Source organism: Kibdelosporangium aridum (genome assembly GCF_900176515.1).
Lineage (GTDB): Bacteria > Actinomycetota > Actinomycetes > Mycobacteriales > Pseudonocardiaceae > Kibdelosporangium > Kibdelosporangium aridum.
Map to the genome: position 1 here is coordinate 38,677 of NZ_FWXV01000001.1, position 19,433 is coordinate 58,109.

Consider the following 19,433-nt stretch of genomic DNA (forward strand, 5'->3'; position numbering starts at 1 on the left):
GCACTCTGATTCGGCTGAGCCTCGCCATGCTGGCACTGGCCGCGTGTACCACTGAGCAGGCGGGCGTTCCCGCCGCACAACGAGGTCCGCTGACGAGTTCCACGTCCCAGCCCCCGAGTCCCAGCACGAGTGCACCGCCGCCGAGCGTGTCCAGGCCACGGGACCTTGCCATGTCCGGGGTTCGGCCTTGCGACTTGCTGACCCCTGACCAGCAACGGAAGTTCGGTGTCGACGATCAGCCGAGAACCAACGACGATCAGACACTCCAGGCCCAGTCGTGTTACTTCGATTCGCAGAAGCTGCGAACCAAGATCTCGATCTCACCGTTGACCAGCTTCGGCATCGAACGGTTCCAGCCCCGCAAAGTCAACGGGGAAGTGCGCCCCCTGACGATCCGGGCTTTTCCGGCTGTCGAGGTGTTCACCGAGACGATCGAGACGATCGACATGTTCTGTGTCGTGGTCGTCGATGTCGCTGCCGGGCAAGCCGTGCATGTCAACTACGGCGAGGATGGGCTTCGCCCGCACCTCGGCCGATCGGAGGTGTGCAGGCGGGCGGCCGAAGTGGCTGACGTCGTAACGGGAAACCTGTTGGCACGTTGAGTGTTCGTCGTCCCGGGGAGGAACGATGGCTGAACGGAACTGGATGACCAAGCCGCACAGGCAGATGTACGAGGACCTCCATGGCGGGCCGGGGGTGAACGCGGGCGAAGCCACGATGTCCTATTACGACAAGGCCAACGAAGTCCTGCAGCAGGTGCATCACAACATCACGAACGGGCTCAGGAAGCTGTCCGCCAGTTGGTCCGGTGCTGCGGCTGATGGCGCTGAGGCGACCGCGCGTGCATCCGCGGAATGGGCCAGTGCGGCGTCCGTCGCCACGATCGTCGCTCGTGCCCAAAGCATGCACTTAGCCGGAGCGTACGTCGATGCGCGCAACGCGATGCCGGAGCCGGTCAGCATTCCTGATATCGCGCCCGGGCAGGGGTTTCCCGTGACTCGCGTATTGTTGGACGTGGTGGCGGCGCATGCCGACGCTGCTGCCGCGCACGCGCGTGCCGCCGATGTCATGTCCGGGTATGAGTCGTCCAGTGCCCGTTTTGTCGCCGCGATGCCCACGTATCCGGAAGTGCCCGGCACCTCGGTCACTGCGGCTGTGGTCCCTGCAGGCGGTAGCATCGCGAACCGGCCGGTTGTCGGCTCGCCCAAGCAGCGAACGAGCGATGTCGCTGCACCGGAAGAGTTTCGCGGCGAACCACAGCCACTGCCTCCCGGTCGGGAAGCTGTCGTTCGTGATCCTGCTGCGGGTGTGGTACGGGCGGAAGTTCGGCCGGCGCCCTCAAGCCAGACGCCGTCGGCCTCCGGTGAGTTACCACAGCGCTTCACTGCCGCCGCACCGGGAACCTCTGTGCAGCAGGCACAATCGGGAAGTGTCAGTGCGCCCAGCCCTTCCCGGGCGAACGACGTCCCCCTCGCCGCCTCGATCCTTGGCAAGCCGCAGGATCGCTCGCCACGAAATCCGGGTGGTGGTGGCGCTCAGCCTGTGTACGTGCAGCAGCCGGTCAACGGCAGTCGTGGCGGGCCCAACTCACCGGCCACCGGTCGAGCCACCGGCATGACGCCGGGTTTCGTCCCTGCCTTCGGCAACACCAGAAACGAGGACAAGGAGCACGAGCGCAAGTACGTCGTACTGGAGGAACAGCACGGTCCTGACGACCAACCAGCCGTGGCGCCGCCGGTGATCGGCGAAGATCCGCGGTAAAGGCCGTGGCTTTCACCGCTCGCCTGCCGACAGAGGCTGTCCGGGTGCTGTGCGATCGTCTGGAGGTCCGGCTGCCTGCCGCCATTGTCTTGCCCCCGACCGGGTTCGAGGCCGACGTCACGATGCAGCTTCGGCGCAACGGGTGGATCGACGCGCGGGGTGACGTGGAAGGACGTCTCGCTGCGGCGTTACGAGTACTCGATCGGCCTGACCATCTCGTCGAGGCGATACGTCACGTCGGCAGCAAGACCCACGCCGTTTTGGCGGTTGCTGGTCGCCGCGCGGTCAAGGTTCTCCTGTCCGGCGACCGGATGCAGGTGCGGCGCATCCAGCCAGGAGGACTCGCCGATCAAGCGGCCATGTTGCTGCCGAACCTGAGCGCGGGACACGGCCGGTCGGTGTCCGTACCGACCGCTGTGTTGCAGGCCGCCGCGAAAGAGGCAGGCAATGACATCGCCGCACTTCGGTCAGCCCTGCAAAGTCATGGCATATCGCCCGCGATCGCCTACCTGATCGCGAAGATGAACGAGGACGTCGTCAGCACCGCGCAATTCAGTGTCGCCGTGGCGGCCAAGGACCGCAGAATGCGCAGAGGTGACCACGTGATTGGCTGGTGGGCCACCAATACCGGCGGCTACCTCGCGGAAGAGCACAAAAGCTCGTCAGGGGAGTCGTGGACCACGATCGCGCCGAGTGACACCGCGAGACTGGCCCGGCAAATCGACCGCCAGCTGGACCTGTTGATCCGAGGTCGTTGACTGGATCTGTTCACCGATCGGCCACGCTGAATACATAAACTCCGCACAGCTCCAATTCGTGAGCTTGCGTAGCGGCCAAAGGTCCAATTGGCTGGTCGGCGGCGCGTTGGGTGGATCAAGCCCGGCGCGCCGGAAGATCGCAATCCGGGTCGTCGTTGCGTGGTCGGAATTTGTCGTCCATGCGCAGGTTGTAGCGGAAGTCGATCCATCGTGGACAGATTCTGATGATCCATTCGGACCCGTTGTACGTAGATCGCCGAAAAGCGGGGGAGATCCTTTTCGGGCCAATTGATCATCATTGACACGTTTGCGAACCAGGAGTAGTACTGGATGCGTCGAAGAGGTGCCACTCCGCAGAATGAAGTGGTGAGGGAGGGATTTCGCCGCAGGGGGTGACTATTCTCCCGCACGGCATAGTGCCGGTGCGGGCGTAGTGTCATGCTTTTAGCCTCCACATAGGCATTCTGTGGTTGTCGCGCGCTTCCCGTTATGGAGGTGCTATGCCCGTTACGCCGACATACCCGGGTGTCTATATCGAGGAGCTGCCCAGCGCGGTCCGGACCATCACCGGTGTGTCCACTTCGGTCACCGCGTTCGTCGGCTACACCACCCGTGGCCCGGTGAACGTGCCGGTTACGCTGACCAGCTTCGCGGACTACGAGCGCCGGTTCGGCGGACTGGCCGTGACCAGCGTCGTCAGCTACGCGGTGCAGCAGTTTTTCCTGAAGGGCGGGTCGACCGCGATCGTGGTCCGGCTCGCCAGCGACGCGGTGTCGTCATTCGTTGACGTGCCGGGTTCCGGGGAGAACAAGTCGTTCACGATCAAATCGACCGAAGAGGGCGCGTGGGCGGACAACCTGCGTGCCGCGATCGACCCGAGCGACACCGCCGACGCGTTCGATCTCCGTGTTTTCGACACCGGCGGCGCGGTCCGCGAGACGTACAGCGACCTGTCGCTCGATCCCAAATCACCGCGGTACGCCGAAGCCGTTGTCAACCAGTCGTCGACGACGGTCAGGATCGACGTCAAAACCGATGCCGTGTTCCCCGCGTACTCCGGCACTGTGTCCCGGCCGATAGCCGTGCCGCTGCCGGACGGCCCCCAGGAGATCATCCTGACCGCGGACGGCAAAGACTATACCTTCACGCTGTACGACGCCGATGCCGAGGACAAACCGGCGACGCTGACCGAGCTGGCGCTGCTGCTCGAACGGAAAATCCGGGCCGCTGACCCGAGCAAGTCGGCATTGGCCGCCGCGCGGGTGCAGGTAAGGGGCGACCGCCTGCAGACGCTGGCAGGCGACGGCACCACAGAACTGACCTTGGCCGGTGCGGACGCGCTGGGGCTCGGCTCGTCGAAACACCCGCCCGCGTTCGCCTTCAGCAGCGGTGCCGACGGCACGGTGCCGAAAGCGCCCGAGTTCATCGGCAGCCCGGACGACAAGACCGGCATCCACGCGCTGCGGGACGTCGAGGACGTCAACCTCCTTGTGCTGCCCGACATCGCGGACGAGAGATTCGCCGCGACCAGGATCGACGTGATCTCGCAGGCGATCTCGTTGTGCGAGGACAAAAGGATCTTCCTCATCCTGGACAGCCCCGCTTCCTGGACCACATTGGACAGAGCAAGGGCGGGTCTTGCCACCTTCGACTCGGTCCGCAGCGATCACGCGGCCTTGTACTTCCCGCACATCCGGCTCACTGATCCGCTGACCGGCAGGCTCCGCGATTTCCCGCCGTCCGGCGCCATCGCGGGCGTCTACGCGAGGACGGACACCGAGCGTGGCGTGTGGAAGGCCCCAGCGGGCACGGAGGCCACGCTGTCCGGCGTCCGCGCGTTCACGGTCCCGTTGACCGATGAGGAAAACGGTCTGATCAACCCACTCGGGTTGAACGCACTGCGGGCGTTCCCGGTGATCGGCCCAGTGGTGTGGGGAGCACGCACGCTCGCCGGTGCCGACCGGCTTGCCTCGCAGTGGAAGTACGTGCCGGTCCGCAGGCTGGCGCTGTTCCTCGAGGAAAGCCTGTACCGCGGCACGAAATGGGTGGTCTTCGAGCCCAACGACGAGCGGTTGTGGAGCCAGATCAGGCTCAACGTCGGCGCGTTCCTGCACACGCTGTTCCTGCAGGGTGCCTTCCAGGGCACGTCACCGCGAGAGGCGTACTTCGTGAGATGTGACGCCAGTACGACCACACAGGACGACATCAACCGCGGTGTGGTGAACGTCGTCGTCGGCTTCGCGCCGCTCAAGCCAGCCGAGTTCGTGATCATCCAGATCGAGCAGATGGCCGGCCAACTGTTGGTCTGACAGCCTTTCCCGCCAACCCAGAGGTACGCGAGTCAATGGCCGAGTTCACGGTGAACGCGCAACGGTTCGACCCCTACAAGAACTTCAAGTTCCTGGTCTTGTGGGACGGCCGGATCGTCGCGGGGATCAGCAAGATCAGTCCGATGAAACGCACAACCGAGGTGGTCAAGCACCGGAGCGGCGGCGACTCCAGCTCGCCGCGCAAGTCCGCGGGCCGCACCGAGTTCGAGGCGATCACACTGGAACGCGGGGTCACCCACGATCCGGAGTTCGACCGGTGGGCCAACAAGGTGTGGCTGGTCGGTGCGGGCCGCGGGTCGGAGTCCTCGCTGCGCGACTTCCGCAAGAACATCGTCATCCAGGTGCTCAACGAAGCGGGCCAGGTCGCGGTGGCCTACAACGTCTACCGCGCCTGGGTCAGCGAGTACCAGGCGCTGGGCGAGATGGACGCCAACGCCAACGCGGTCGCCATCCAGAGCCTCAAGCTCGAGTGTGAGGGCTGGGAGCGCGACGCCGAGGTGCAGGAGCCGGAAGAGCCCTCGATCACCCAGCCGTCGTAGCCGTGATCGCGGCTGCGGACCTGCTGTCGGTCTGGGAATCAGGCGTGACGGCGGGCAATGCCCAACGGGCCGCGTTGCTGCACGCGGTGGCGCGGCCCGACGTGCCGGACTTGCTCGCGGTGCCGGTTGGCGAGCGGGACGCGGAGCTTTTCGCTTTGCGCCGCTCGCTGTTCGGGCGCCGCATTCCGGTGCTGCTCGCGTGCGCCGAATGCGACGAGGAACTGGAGTTCGATTTCGACACCATGGCTGTGCCACAAGGAGGCAGCATCGCCGACCCGATCACGGTCACCGAAGGACCGTGGTCGGTCGTACTGCGTGTGCCGACGTGCGGTGATGTCCTTGCGGCGGCACAGTCGTCGAGCCCCCGCGATGTCCTGTTGGCTCGGTGCGTGCTTGAAGCCAAGTGCGGCAATGACTCGGCAGCGGTCACGGACCTTCCTGCCGAAGTTGTCGGGCGCGTGGTCGACGCCGCCGCGCAGGCTGATCCGGGCGCGGACATCCAACTGGCGGTCCGCTGCCCGGAATGTGACTCGACCGCAAGAGCCGAATTGGACATCTCGGTGTGCCTGTGGACCGAACTGGACGCATGGGCCCGTGCGACGCTGCTGGACGTCGCCAAGCTGGCCGCCAGCTTCGGGTGGACGGAAGCCGACATCCTGGCGATGAGCCCGTTGCGCAGGCGCTACTACCTGGAGCTGGCCGGCCATGCCTGATCACTTCGACCGACTGCTGGCCAAAGCCTCCGGCGCGCCGGGCCCCGTACCGCAGGCCCGGCCAAGGCTGCCGCACCTGTTCGAACGGCCGCAACACGCGCCCGAATTGGAACAGTACGAGGAAATCGAGACTCCCCGGGTTCGTACGGCCGTCCCCGCTCCGCCCGGGCCTCTGATTCCGGGGCGTCCGCACGAGACGCCGGAGCAGGATGTCCACACTGGACCGATACGGGAGCAGGTCCGGACGGAAGTCCGGCAGGACATCACCAAGTCAGTGGAGATCGTCCAAGCCGTGCACCGCATTGAGGAACGCGTCGAATTGCGCCGTGATGCCGAACTGGTCCCGGTGCATCTCCCGCCGCCGCCCCTGACATCCATCGAACGGCCCGCGCCCGTCATCACCGCGACCGTGTCCGGTCAGTCCACTGTGGAAGCAAGGCAGCCCGCGTCTACTGCGGATCCGACGGTCTCCAGGCAGGAGCGGCGGGCCGAGCAAGCGCAGGTGCACAGTCCGCGTGCCGAGCGTGCGGTCCAGGTGACCATCGGCAGGTTCGAGGTGAACGTCGCGGGGCCGGACCGTGCCACACCGCGGGCACGTCCAAGCCGCGTGGCTCCGGTTGTCAGCCTCGATCGCTATCTCGCGGGGGAGGACGGGCGCCCATGAGCAACTATCTCGCCATCGCCCAGGCCACCCAGGCGCTGTGTGAGTTCATCGCGCGGTGCCTCCAGGCCGACGGTCTCGAACTCGGCGCTCAGGTCGTGCCCCGCAAACCACCCGCGGAACCGCCGCAGGAACCCCTTGTCACGGTCTTCCTCTACCAGACCACTCCCAACGGGGCGCTGCGCAACCGCGACGCGCCGACTCGTGGGCCGGACGGAACACTGCTGACCAAGCCGCAGGCGGCATTGGACCTGCACTATCTGATCAGCGCCTACGGCAACGAGGACGAGCTCGAGCCGCAGCGGATGCTCGGCTCGATCGTGCGTGGCCTGCACGAGGAACCCATTTTGTCCCAGATGGACATCGAGGAGGCCGCGACCCGGCCGTTCCTCGCGGGTGGCGACCTCGCGGCGGCCGAGCAACGGGTGCGGTTCACGCCGTCCAAATTGGACCTGGACGACATGTCGAAGCTGTGGTCGATGCTCGTCCAGACACCGTACGCGTTCTCCGTGGTCTACGAAGCCACGGCCGTCCTACTGGACGGGCATGGCACTCCGGCTGCGGGTAAACCGGTGCTGAGCAGGAACATCAGGACGATCGCGGGTCGCAGGCCGGTGATCGACCGGGTACGGTCACGCCCGCTCGGGTCGACCGCACTGCCTGTGGAAGGGCCAGTGCCCGCGGATCACGAGGTCTGGCTGGAGGGCCGGACGTTGGCCGGTCCGGACGTGAGCGTCCGGGTCGGCGGCCAGCGAGTGGTGCCGGATCAAGTCGCGGACAACCGAATCGTGTTCGTTCTTCCAGCGGACTTGCCTGCCGGGGTCTATCCGGTCCGGGTCGACATCGGGCCGATCGAATCCGCGGCCGTGCCGGTGACGCGCCAGCCGAAGATCGTGGAACCCGTCGAGGTCGGCGGTGATCCACTTGCCGTGACTGTTCAGCTGGACATGCCGGTACGCGCAGATCAACGAGTCGACTTGCTGCTGGACGAACTGGACCCGCCCGCGGACCGGCCCGCGGCCAGCTACCGGATCGCGGCGCCGTTCCCGGCTGATCCGGGCACCAGCGTGCAGATCCCGATCGCGGCGGTGCAGCCGCTCGGCTATCTGGTGCGCGTGCAGGTTTCCGGCGTGGTCAGCAGGCCCGGCGATGACTTGCGCACGCCGAAGATCGACGTGGAGGGCTGATCGTGCACCGGCAGGCGCTTGTTGACGCAGTGCGGTCAGTGCTGACCGCCATCGACGCGCACGCCGGGAATGGGCCTGCCCCACAACCCTTTGAGCCTGACGGGTCAAGCGCGTTGCAGGCACTGTGCGGGTGCTTTGGGTTGACATCCTTCGAACGCGATGTGCTTGTGCTGGCCGCGGCGATGGAGATCGACCCGACCACGGCGGCGCGGTGTGCGGCAGCCAGCGGAGATCCGCAGCGCGCGTTTCCCACGTTTTCCCTGGCCTTGGCGGCTTTCCCGGAGCCGCACTGGGGCGCGCTCACGCCAGTGGCGCCGTTGCGGCGGTGGCGGCTGATCGAACTGGACGAGACTGGATCGCTGGTCAACGCCCGGCTTCGGATCGACGAGCGGATCCTGCACTTCCTCGCTGGCATCCCGTATCTGGACACGCGGTTGCGCGGGATTGTCGCACCTGTCCCGGATCCGGGTGACCTGCCAGGCTCGTACGCCGGACTGGCGGCCCGCGCGGCGGAGAGCTGGCAGCGTGTGGACGGAAGGCCACACGTCGAACTGACCGGCGGCGACCGTGAAACACACCGCGAAGTGGCTGCGGCCGCGGCAGCCTCGGCCGGGTTGACGCTGTATGTCGCGGACGGAACAGATCTGCCCAGTCACCCGACGGACCGGGATGCCGTTGGGCGGCTGTGGGAACGCGAATCCGTGTTGTTGCCCGCGGCCTTGCTCGTGGAGACTGGGACGGCGACTCAGGCGGTCGTCGACGCGTTCATCTCGCCGCTGGACGTACCAATCCTAGTGTCCAATGAGGATGGAGGTTCAGCCGATCGGCGAAGGCACCGGTTCACGGTGCCCGCGCTGACGTCCGACGAGCAGTATCAGCTCTGGTCGGCGGAGCTGAACGGGCATGCCACGAACGGGTCCCGGCCGGTTGACGATGCCGAACTCAGCGGTCTCGTGGCGCAGTTCTCCTTGCCGGCACACGTCATCCGTGACGCCGGTCGAGCTGTCCGGCAGGAACCTGGTGCCGATGTGTCGCGGCGAGCCTGGCAGGCCGGTCTTGCCGAGGCCCGGATGGTGCTCGACGACCTCGGCAATCGCATTGAACCACGCGCCACCCGCGACGAACTCGTGTTGCCCGCACAGCAACGAGGAGTACTGGCCGAGATCGTCGCCCATGTCCGGCAACGCGGCACGGTGTACCAGCAATGGGGCTTCGAGTCGGTGCTGCGGCGTGGACTTGGCGTCACCGCGTTGTTCGCCGGTGGCAGCGGAACGGGCAAAACCCTTGCCGCGGAGGTGATCGCGGGTGAACTCGGCCTCGATCTGTTCGTGATCGACCTGTCCCAGGTGGTCAGCAAGTACATCGGGGAGACTGAGAAGAACCTGCGCCGGGTCTTCGACGCGGCCGAGCGCGGCGGGGCCGTCCTGCTGTTCGACGAGGCGGACGCGTTGTTCGGCAAGCGGAGCGAAGTCAAGGACAGCCATGACCGGTACGCCAACCTCGAAGTCAGCTACCTGCTGATGCGGATGGAAGCCTATCGCGGACTGGCTGTGCTCACCACGAACATGAAGAAGGCGCTCGATCCCGCGTTCCTGCGCCGGATCCGGTTCGTGATCGACTTCCCGTTCCCTGGCGCGACGGAAAGGGCCGAGATCTGGCGCCGCGTCATTCCCGACAGGACACCCGCAGAAGGTCTCGACATGGCGCGGCTGGCGCAGCTCACTGTCGCAGGCGGCAGCATCCGCAACATCGCCTTGTCCGCGGCGTTCCTGGCCGCGGACGAACAGTCTTCCTTGCGCATGCGGCATGTTCTGGCGGCCGCGCGGACCGAGTACGCCAAACTCGACCGCAAGCTCACGTCCGGGGAGGTCGCCGGATGGGAGTGATCGTCTTCGAGATCAACGAGCTGGTGCTCAACGGGTTCCCCAGGGTTGACCGGGATCGCGTGAGCGAGGCCTTCCAGCGGGAACTGACCCGGCTGCTGCACGTTGCACCGCCCAACCTGGAATCGGGCCGCACGGTGGATGTGGTGTCGTTGCCCGCTCTGCCGCCTGCGACTTCGTCACGGCGCCTCGGGGAAATGCTCGCCAGAGCTGTCCATGATGGAGTCACCCGGGCATGAAGACCGCGGCGGCACCACGACAGCAGGCCTCCCGCAAGCGGGAGGCCGATTCGACGCGTGTGGTCCGTCCGCCTGAGTTCAAGGACATCGTTTCCGGCGCTGGCCAGCCGCTTGACGTGGGGCTCCGCCGGGAACTGGAGGAACGGCTCGGCCACGACTTCAGCCAGGTCCGGATTCATGCGGACCGTGATGCGGCGGCGTTGACTGCTCTGCTTGGTGCGGAAGCGGTCGCTGTGGGCAAGGACGTGTTCTTCGCCGAGGGCGCCTTCCACCCGGAAACCGTAGCCGGGCGGGCGTTGTTGACCCACGAGTTGCTGCACACGGTTCAGGTTCCGTATGCGCCAGGGCCGTTGCGGCTGGGGCGTTCGCATGGTGCGTTGAGCGATCCTCGTTCGGCTGTGGAGTTGGAGGCTTCGGACGGTTCTGCGGCCGAGGTTGACGCCCGGGGAGCGCAGGTTGCGTCGTGGTTGCGGTTTACGCGTGTTTCCGCTGATCAGCAGCGTGCCGAGCGTCTTGATCCGGCGACGATCGTCGACCGGTTGGTTGCCGGGGTGCTGCGTAGTTTGCGTGGTGACCCGACCGATGCTTCGGGGCGTGTCCGGCTTCAGTTCGGTCGTCTCGCTGTGTCGTTGCGAGAGCTTGTGCTGGATCGGCTTGAGACGCGGTTGTCGTCCGCGGAGTTCTCGCGGGTGCTTGAGCTTGTCGCTGAGGCTGATGCGGCTGCGGCTGGTGGTTCGGTCGAGTCGGCCGCTGTTCCGGAGCCTGTGACGGACACTGTCGACGAGATCGAGGCCTCGCGCGACGCCGAGTCGGAGTCTCGTGAGGGGCAAGAGGAGCAGGACGAGCAACGCGAGGAAGACGAGAAGGCTGCTGAGGAGGAGCCTCCGGTCGAGGAAGAGCCCTCGGAACCCTCGGAGCCTGAGGAGCCGACCGAGGAAGAGCCTTCCGAAGAGGAGAAGGAGAAGGAGAAAGAGGAGGAGGACGAGGAGAAGAAGGACAAGGAGAAGGAGGACGAAGAGTCCAAGGACGAGGACGAGAAGTCCAAGGACAAATCCAAGGACAAGGAGGGCGAGAAGCCCGCCGAGGAACAGGCCAGGGACGCTGAGGCTGCCGCGGCCGCCCAGCCTGCAGCTCAGGCGCCGGGCGCGATGGGCGCCATGCAGCCGATGATGGGGCAAGGGCCTGCCGCTGGTGCTACGCCCGTTGGTGGGGCGACCACCGCTGATGCCCAGCCGGGAGCTGAGCGTCCGGAACGGGTCGAGGCCGCCGCGATGGCGCCGGACAGCCCACTCGTACGACACGGTCTCGTGGACCGGCCGGACAAGGACACTGTCGAAGAGGCGGAGCGGCCGATCGGTCTGGAGCCGGACGCCGAGGCGGAGATCGCCACGCCTGAGCCTGAACCGGAACGCGCGGCGGCTGAACCGGAGCGTCCCGAGCTCAAGCCTGAGGACTTCCTGCCCGGCAGCGATCTCGACGTGTCCAATGTGCCGACTGCCGCCCAGGTCACGTTGCCGGCCGGCGGTGCCGCGCCGAGACCTCCCGCCCCACCGAGCTTCCCGGCACCGCCGCCGACCAAGGCTGAACAGGAAGAGGCCGAGGAACCCCCCGCGCCCGCCGCGCCTGAGGCCGCCGAACCTGAGCCGTCTCCCGAGCCCGCGACCGCCGAACCCGAACTCGCGGAGCCCGAACGTGCTGCGGCTGAGCCAGCTGAGCCCGCTGAGACGGGTCCCGACCCTGAGCCGCTCGCTGGACCTGCTGAGCCGCAACCACTCGCGGCGCAACCAGCGGCAGAGCCGGCCGGACCGGGCATGGGACCTGCCGGACCAGGTGCTGACCTTGGCGGACCAGGTGTGGGACCTGCTGGACCAGGTGCCGACCTTGGCGGACCAGGGGCGAGTCCTGGTGGACCGGGGGCCGATTTCGGCGGACCAGAGGCTGGTGCCGCCGGGCCGGGTGCCGGTCTTGACGGACCAGGCATGGGGTCTGCCGGGCCGGGTGCCGATGCAGGTCTAGCTGGCCCACCGGGGGCAGGTCCGGACGCTTCGCTGGAGGCGGGTGGTGGTGCGTGCGCCGGTTCACCGGAGCCCACGACCGATGGCGCGAAGCCCGAGGGCGGCCAAGGCGGTTGCGCCGCAGGTGGCGGTGGCGGGGCCGCGCCTCCTGCTGCTGAACAGCAGCCGCCTGCGCCTGACGTCTCCGCTCAGCAACCAGAGGCCGCGCTGGCCACGGTCTCGACCCTGCCGCCGGATCGGATGGCGTCATCGCTGTCGCAAGTAGACAGTGCGGTGGGCAAGGACGTCGGCGACCAACAGGCCCAGTTGCAGGCGGCGCCACCGACGGCACAGCGGCCGTCCGGCGCCCCGCAGACACTGTCCGGCCCGCCGGAGGCCGCGCCGTTGGGGCACACCGAGAAGGTGACGCTGGACAAGATCGCCGCCGAGCGTGCCGAACAGCAGAAGCAGCAGCAGGCCAAGCAGGTTCAGGGCACAGATCCGGCTGGTCAGGCGTCACGTCCGCAGGTCACTGGCGGCACCGACGGCAAGATCACCGAGCAGGAGGCGCGCAACGTCGAGGAGGCGGTGGAGAACGTCCCGACCACCGACCCGGCCTTGCACGCCACTGTCGGTCCAGTCCAGAAGGTCGAGTTGAAGGGTGAGACCGACCCGGTCAGGACCGATGAGCAGTCCGCCGAGCTCAGCCAGAAGTCGCAGGAGATCAATCAGGGCGGTAAGGAGGAGGCGGCCAAACCGCTTGGCGAGGACCAGATTTACCCGAACGTACCCGCGGAGACCCTGACCGCTGAGGTGCCAGGCGGTCAGGGCGGTGGCGGGGGACCCGTCGGCCCTGGGGCGGCTGCCGCGGATCAGGGCGTTGCCGTTGTCGCCCAACAGGAGCGTGGCCCGCAAATCCAGGCCGGTGTCGCTCAAGGCCAAGCGCAGATGGGCCAGGAGCGGCAAAACCAGCAGCAGGGCGCGGCCGAGGCGAACGCCCAGCACGAAGCTGATGTGGCTCAGGCCGTGCAGGAGAACGCCGAAGCGCAGGCGGCTGAGCGCGGCAAGGTCGCCGAGGACGCGGCCGCGCAGCGTGAGGAGTGGCGGGCCGAGCAGGACAAGAAGATCCAGGAAACGGGCGCGGAGGCGGGCAAGGAGCACGAGCAGGCCAGAACCGGGATCCACAAGGAGAAGACGGACGCCGACCGTGAAGGCGAGGAGCGCCAGAAGCAGGACAACGACGAGATCGCGCGGGAGCGTGAAGCAGCCGAAGAGAAGGCGCGCAAGGAGAAAGAGAGGAAGAAGGAGGAGTCGAGCGGCGGGATCTTCGGGTGGATCGCGTCGAAGGTGAAGAGCTTCTTCGAAGGGCTGCTGAACGCGATCACGGCGATCTTCGACGCGGCGATCAAGCTGGTGAACACGATCGTGCAGGGCTTCGCCAGTTTCATCACCGGCCTGATCGACCTGGCGCGCAACGCGATCATCGGCCTGATCAACGCGTTGGCCGATGCCCTGTTGAAGCTGTGCGACATCCTGGCGATCTTCTTCCCGGAGCTGGCGGCCAAGATCCGCGCGAAGATCGAGCAGCTGCGTGACGCGGCGATCGCGGCCGTGAACGCGTTGGCGGACGCTTTGAAGGCTGGCGTCCAAGCGCTGATGAACCTGCTCGCCCAAGCCCTGACAGGATTGTTGAGGTTGCTCGAAGCGGGCCTGAAGGCAGCGGTGCAAGTGGTGCGCGCGGCGGTGGAAGGCGCCATCGAGTTCGCCCGAGCAGCAATCCAAATGCTCGGCCAATTCGCCGCGATCATCGCCGACATCGCGGCAATGGGCGTCGGTCCCTGGCTAGGCCGCCTCGGCAGCTCGGCGAAGGAAGGCATCCAGAACCACCTGTGGGGCGCGATAAAAGCGGCGGTCCGCCAATGGTTCAACGAAAAAGTCGAGTCCATCCTGGGCCTGGGCAAAGCCGTGATCAACACCCTGGTCAAGGGCTGCATCTCGATGGCCAAGATCGGCCGGATGGCCTGGGACGCGCTGATCGCCTCGCTGCCAATGATCATCATCATGGTGGTCATCGAGCGCCTGGTCTCGTTGATCATCCCAGCGGCGGGCGCGGTCCTCGCCATCGTCCAAGGGCTCATGGCCGCGTGGGGCACGATCAGCAGGATCCTGGCGGCGATCGGCGCGTTCATCGCCTTCTTGAAGGCGGTCCGAGCCGGGCCCGCGGCCTGTCTGTTCGCTACCGCTGTCGCCGCGGGTGTGGTGGCGCTGCTGGAGTTCATCACCAACTTCCTGATGGCCAAGCTCGCCATGGCCGCCAAGGGCGTCGGCCGAACGTTGAGCGGAATGGCCAAAAAGATCCAGGCAGGCCTTCGGCGCACCGCCCGCGGACCCCGCAAAGCCACCGGCACAGCGGTGAATTCGGCCCGCCGCGACCTGAAGTCAGCGCTTGCCCCGCCCCGCCGTCCCGCCATGGGCGCCGGACCTGGCACCGCCCGCCGCCCCGGCGCACTCGCCCGTCGGCCCGGCGCTGCGGCACCCACCCGCCGCCCTCGCCCCGCCGCCGGCCCCGGCCGCCGCGCCCGCCCAGAACGTCCAGCTCCCGCTCGCCGCCGTGACCGCGACCCCGATGCACCACGCCGCCCCGGTGACCGCGATGCCGACGCTCGTTCCCGTGACCGCGACACACCTTCACCCGGTCGCGCCCGACGCGCCGTCCGCGCGGTCGGCAATGTCCTCCGCAAGGCAGGACGCAAGATTGCCAACAGCAGACTCGGCCGCGCCCTGCGCAACAGCGTCAACAAACTCCGCGACAAATTCCGCCGCCGTCGCGACCACACCAAGGATCGCCAACGCCAGCGTGCGGCGGATCGTCGCCGCCGTAACGATCAGCAGTCTCCTCAGGCCAAACAGCGACGGCTTGAACTGATTGTGGCGCGTATTCGTCCTCGTTTGGAGAGACTGCTCAGCCGTGGAGTTCGAGGTCCTGTCCTCCGTGTCATCTTGCAGGCCTTGCGTGTCTGGCACCGCCTGACAAGCCTGGAACTGCTTGGTACTGACAGGTTTAGAATTCGAGCAACGCTCAATCCGGGCACCGTTGTCGTGGCCGGTGTCGAGATTAATGAAGAAAGATTGCTCAGATTCATCCGCCAGGTCGCTGACGAGATCCTCACCGCTCCTACCACTATCCGCCAGGCGGCCAAGGTGAAGACCGACCTCCAGTCGCGTGTGGTCAACCAATCCGGGAAGACGGAAGTCATTCCCGTCTATCGGCCGGCGCGTAGAACGAGCCTGCCCGCGCTACTGCGATTTCTCAAGGATCTTCCCTATCGTCGCAGTGGCCACGAAGTGATCAGTCTCTCTGGCGGTGTGGAAGTGTGGCGCCAGCAGGGGTGGTTGCCTACCAAGGGATTACCGCCCACCGTGAACAAGAAGGTCTTCGCAATGCTGGATGGCATGCGTCAGTCCGGCCGGCCGCCTTCTTATTTGGAGATAGCGGAGACAATCAAAGAAGACGCCCGCGGCAGTAAGTTCCGAGCGAAGCGTCTTGCTCGTCAGGTTCAACGTGTGATGCGTGGAAAGCCGGTGACCGGATCGGGCAGTGACTTGGCTGGTTTCCTCGGCATTCTCACGGTCGTCCAAGAGGGGCATCGCGATCCACGGTCGGCTCCGATCGTCACCACAGCGATGGCCATGCAGATCATGGCCAAGACAGGAGATGTGGACAAGAGTCTTGGGAATTTCCCGGCGGCGCCGGTTGGTTCGCAGCGCGGTATGTTCAGGTTGAGTGACTACCTGGAACGCGAAGAACGAGGTGACGTGTTGCGGAGCGGTGTCGGAGAACCACTGGGTCCTGGTGGAGAATCGACAGAATTGCAGAACCTCTCGTCCCGCGCCACCGGCGCGATGGCCGCTATGCGGCAGGTGCAACGGGACGAAGGTTCGGCGGAAAACAGTGGTCAGGTCGAACAAGATCTTCGTCGAGCCGAGGCTCTTCGTAAGGCGACGCGTCAACGATCTGAGCACATGGCTCGCGCGCAAGAAGTTATGGACAGAGAGATCAAGATTATTCAGATCTGGGCGGAAACTCTTGATCTGAAAGTTCTGATTGCGAATGAAGAAGATCGGACCCAGGCGCTTTTCAGGCTAATACGTCAGCGAATGCATGCGGCGTACAACATTCCGGTGGCAGAAACTGCTGCACAATCCGCTGGCGGGGAGTTGCCGTGAGTGAATCCTTCTCCTCGCGGCGTTACTTGCTCGCGCCGAAAGCGACTGACGCCGATGTTGCAGTGGTCGCCACGAAGCTGGGATGGGCGAAACTTGGCGAAATCTCCCAAAACAGCGCTGATCTGGTTTCGCGAGAGGTGATCTGGGGCGCGTCAGACCAGCTGACGCTGCACTATTCTGAAGATTTCCTTTCTCGTAGCCCTCATTTCTTCGTCACTGGACACGACCGTGCGAAGGTCGATGTCGCGGCGCGGTTCGCGCAGGGCCGGCTGCGGCCTGCCACCCTTGACGAACTTGTCGAGGCGTTCGACGACGTGTCCGGGGACTTGGCAGATGAAATCCTGGCTACCCTACGGCTGGGACTGGGTTCGCCACTCGAGTTCGACGAACGGTTTTTCGACCGCGTACGAAAATCGATGTCCAGCGCTGACGAAGGATTGCGCAGAGCTGCGGTGTGGGCGACCTTGTACGCCGTCTGGGAGCAGTACATTCCCGTTCTCCTTGAAGTCGCGGAACGTGATCACAGTGAACAGCTTCGTGCTGAAGCTCGGATGGTGATACAGGCGTACAGGATGCAGGGGGTTGGCGGTGACTAGGTTTCTGGACATACCGAAGCCGATTCGGTCGGGGATTGTGATTGTGGATCCTGAGCGGGGGACGCCGCAAAGGGTGATCGTGCTGCAGTTCAACCCGGACTCGTTGGAGCGGGGGCTGGCGCCGCAAGCGGCCGGTGCGGAGCAAGGCGACCGGACGGAAGCCCTGAGGCTCAAAGGTCCCGCCGTCGAGACCTGGAAGTTCACCGCCGAAATCGACTCCACCGACCAGCCGGAGGTTCCGGCGCCGAACGGGATCCATCCGCAGCTTGCCGCGCTTGAGATGCTCGTGCAGCCGCCGAGCGCGCGGATCAGGGCGAACCAGGCGCTCGCCGACTCCGGCACGCTGGAGATCACGCCGATCGAGAGCCCGCTGACGTTGTTCACGTGGGGACGCAACCGGGTGATGCCGGTGAGGCTCACCGAGCTTTCCATTGTGGAGGATGCCTTTGACGTCGACCTCAACCCTATTCGGGCCACGTTGTCCGTCGGGTTGAGGGTTTTGTCGTCCAGCGATCTGCCCACTGGGCATCGGGGGGCCGAGCTCTATCTCGCTCACCTCGCCCAGAAGGAGCGGCTTGCTGGGGTTGCTCCGGCCGGGCAGCTCAGTGCGTTGGGGCTTAGGGGAGGACTGGGATGACTTATCCGCGTACTAGTCGGTACTTCGGGATTGAACCCGTTGTGCACGATGGGATTCCTTGTTTGCCGCCGCGTCTTTTGCCGCGACCGCCGGAGGAAACACTTGCGGTGCATGAGGTGCGGGAGGGGGATCGTGCTGATGTGCTTGCCAACCGGTACATCGGGGATCCGGAGCAGTGGTGGCGGATCGCCGACGCCAACCCTGTCCTTGACCCGCGGGATCTGACGAGCACTCCGGGGCGCAGGCTGAGGATCACCCAATGATTCGGATGACGTTGCTGATGGGCCCGCAGATCGTCGCGCCCGCCCCGCAGGAGGTGACCGATGCCCTGCTTTCCGCTCAGGTCACCGTCACCGCCGGGCAGCGCAGTGGGTTTCAGCTGTCGTTCGACCTCAGCCGCAATGGCTTGATCAACCGCTCCCTGCTGCCCGGCGGGCAGTTCGACCCGCAAGTGCGAATCGTCCTCACGGTCAGTTTCAAAGGGACACGAACCGTTTTGATGGACGGCATCATCACGCGCCAGGAGGTTGGTGTCTCCGGCGTTCCTGGGCAGTCCACTTTGACCGTCACTGGTGAAGACCTGACCGTTCTGATGGATTTGGAAGAGCGGGAGGGGGTTCCGTTTCCCGCGATGGGACCGGCCGCGCGGGTTGCTGCGATCATCAGCCGGTACGCCCATTACGGCATCACGCCGCTCGTCATCCCCGAGCTCATCCCGCAGACTCCGATGCCCACTCAGCGCATCGACTTCCAGAAGGGCACCGACCTCGCCTACCTCAACGAGCTCGCCAAGGCCAACGGCTACGTCTTCTACCTCGAACCCGGCCCGGTTCCCGGTGTCAGCCGGGGCTATTGGGGGCCTGAGGTCCGGCTCGGCGAACCGCAACACGCCATCAACGTCAACATGGACCATCTCTCCACTGTGGACCAGCTGACCTTTGGGTTCGACGGCGCCGCACGCGAACAACCCGTGGCGCGGGTTCAGATCCCGACCACGCGCACCGACGTGCTGCTGCCGGTTCCCGAAGTCAGCGTGCTGCGCCCGCCGCTTGCGAGGCGGCCCGCGCCCGCTCTCAAGAAGAAGGTCATCGACGACACCGCCAAGAAGGATGCCGCTCAGGCTTTCGCCGAGACCTTGGCCAAGGTCGTCGAATCCTCCGACGCGGTCAGCGGTTCCGGGCAACTGGATGTCGTGCGATACGGCCACATCCTGCGTCCACGCGAACTTGTCGGCGTCCGCGGATCCGGCATCACCTACGACGGTCTGTACTACGTCAAAAGCGTCACCCACAACCTGCAGCGCGGCTCGTACACCCAGAACTTCACCCTTGCCAGGGAAGGCCTCATCGCCCTGCACCCGACCGTCGTCCCGTAACCGGAGGAGGCCCATGCCCGAACCGAATCGTTACTTCGGCAAGTACCGTGGCACCGTCGTCAACAACGTGGATCCGATGCGGCAGGGACGCATCCAGGTCCGCGTACCCGACGTGCTCGGTGACGCGACGTCCTCATGGGCTATGCCGTGTTTCCCGGTGACTGGGCCGAATATGGGTGTCTACACGGTTCCGCCCATCGGTGCTGGGGTGTGGGTCGAGTTCGAGCAGGGTGACGTCAGCTTCCCGATCTGGGTCGGCTGCTGGTACGGCTCCGCCGCCGAAGTACCCGCCGATGGCCTGCTCGGGGATCCGGCGCGGCCGAACTTCGTTGTGGTGACACGAGGTCAGCACAAACTCGTGATGTCCGATCTGCCCGGCGGGCCAGGCATCACGCTGCGTGCGTCCTCCGGCGCCTCGATCGTGATCAACGACATGGGCATCGAGATCAGCAACGGCCGTGGCGCGGTGATCTCGCTGACCGGCCAGACCGTGACCATCAACGAAGGTGCCTTCAGCATCACATAAAGGGGGC

The 19,433-nt window shown here is 65.8% G+C and carries 16 protein-coding genes; all 16 read left to right on the forward strand.

Going from position 1 to position 19,433, the window contains the following annotated elements; all coding sequences use genetic code 11:
• The first annotated feature begins 26 nt into the window (after positions 1 to 26).
• The 16 genes from B9C43_RS00205 (at position 27) to B9C43_RS00280 (ending at position 19,426) form a co-directional block, all read left to right on the forward strand.
• Positions 27 to 602, forward strand: a complete 576-nt coding sequence (locus tag B9C43_RS00205) for a DUF3558 domain-containing protein (protein ID WP_235038513.1) — start codon at positions 27 to 29, stop codon at positions 600 to 602.
• A 25-nt stretch (positions 603 to 627) separates the two neighbouring features.
• On the forward strand, positions 628 to 1,761 hold the full coding sequence (locus tag B9C43_RS00210; protein ID WP_084424002.1) for a hypothetical protein: 1,134 nt from the start codon (positions 628 to 630) through the stop codon (positions 1,759 to 1,761).
• Positions 1,762 to 1,766: 5 nt separating this feature from the next.
• Entirely contained in the window at positions 1,767 to 2,519 is a 753-nt protein-coding gene (locus tag B9C43_RS00215) for an ESX secretion-associated protein EspG (protein ID WP_084424004.1), read from the forward strand.
• A 500-nt stretch (positions 2,520 to 3,019) separates the two neighbouring features.
• Positions 3,020 to 4,828, forward strand: coding sequence for a phage tail sheath C-terminal domain-containing protein (locus B9C43_RS00220; protein ID WP_084424006.1), 1,809 nt, complete (start codon positions 3,020 to 3,022; stop codon positions 4,826 to 4,828).
• Positions 4,829 to 4,863: 35 nt separating this feature from the next.
• Positions 4,864 to 5,388, forward strand: a complete 525-nt coding sequence (locus tag B9C43_RS00225) for a phage tail protein (RefSeq protein ID WP_033391081.1) — start codon at positions 4,864 to 4,866, stop codon at positions 5,386 to 5,388.
• 2 nt (positions 5,389 to 5,390) lie between these two features.
• A complete protein-coding gene (locus B9C43_RS00230; RefSeq protein ID WP_084424008.1) occupies positions 5,391 to 6,101 on the forward strand; it encodes a T4 family baseplate hub assembly chaperone in 711 nt (236 codons plus the stop codon).
• Positions 6,094 to 6,765: a hypothetical protein gene (locus B9C43_RS00235; protein ID WP_084424009.1), complete on the forward strand. Its 672-nt coding sequence runs from the start codon at positions 6,094 to 6,096 to the stop codon at positions 6,763 to 6,765. Before B9C43_RS00230 ends, B9C43_RS00235 begins: the two co-directional genes overlap by 8 nt.
• Entirely contained in the window at positions 6,762 to 7,949 is a 1,188-nt protein-coding gene (locus tag B9C43_RS00240) for a Pvc16 family protein (RefSeq protein WP_084424011.1), read from the forward strand. Before B9C43_RS00235 ends, B9C43_RS00240 begins: the two co-directional genes overlap by 4 nt.
• A gap of 2 nt (positions 7,950 to 7,951) precedes the next feature.
• The gene (locus B9C43_RS00245; RefSeq protein WP_407657057.1) at positions 7,952 to 9,835 is read left to right on the forward strand and encodes an ATP-binding protein; all 1,884 of its coding nucleotides are present in this window, start codon (positions 7,952 to 7,954) and stop codon (positions 9,833 to 9,835) included.
• A complete protein-coding gene (locus B9C43_RS00250) occupies positions 9,826 to 10,071 on the forward strand; it encodes a hypothetical protein (protein WP_084424015.1) in 246 nt (81 codons plus the stop codon). Before B9C43_RS00245 ends, B9C43_RS00250 begins: the two co-directional genes overlap by 10 nt.
• Positions 10,068 to 16,292 (forward strand): eCIS core domain-containing protein, encoded by a 6,225-nt coding sequence (locus B9C43_RS00255; protein WP_084424017.1) that lies wholly within the window; start codon positions 10,068 to 10,070, stop codon positions 16,290 to 16,292. Before B9C43_RS00250 ends, B9C43_RS00255 begins: the two co-directional genes overlap by 4 nt.
• Positions 16,289 to 16,888: a hypothetical protein gene (locus B9C43_RS00260; RefSeq protein WP_084424019.1), complete on the forward strand. Its 600-nt coding sequence runs from the start codon at positions 16,289 to 16,291 to the stop codon at positions 16,886 to 16,888. The genes B9C43_RS00255 and B9C43_RS00260 overlap by 4 nt, the downstream gene beginning before the upstream one ends.
• 43 nt (positions 16,889 to 16,931) lie before the next feature.
• Positions 16,932 to 17,525 (forward strand): hypothetical protein, encoded by a 594-nt coding sequence (locus B9C43_RS00265; RefSeq protein ID WP_235038375.1) that lies wholly within the window; start codon positions 16,932 to 16,934, stop codon positions 17,523 to 17,525.
• 116 nt (positions 17,526 to 17,641) lie between these two features.
• Positions 17,642 to 17,788 carry a LysM peptidoglycan-binding domain-containing protein gene (locus tag B9C43_RS58255; RefSeq protein ID WP_235038376.1) on the forward strand — a complete coding sequence of 49 codons (147 nt, stop codon included), beginning with the start codon at positions 17,642 to 17,644 and terminating at the stop codon, positions 17,786 to 17,788.
• A complete protein-coding gene (locus B9C43_RS00275; protein WP_084424023.1) occupies positions 17,785 to 18,900 on the forward strand; it encodes a hypothetical protein in 1,116 nt (371 codons plus the stop codon). Before B9C43_RS58255 ends, B9C43_RS00275 begins: the two co-directional genes overlap by 4 nt.
• A 13-nt stretch (positions 18,901 to 18,913) precedes the next feature.
• Complete coding sequence (locus B9C43_RS00280; RefSeq protein ID WP_084424025.1) at positions 18,914 to 19,426, forward strand: phage baseplate assembly protein V; 513 nt, start codon at positions 18,914 to 18,916, stop codon at positions 19,424 to 19,426.
• Positions 19,427 to 19,433 lie beyond the last annotated feature (7 nt).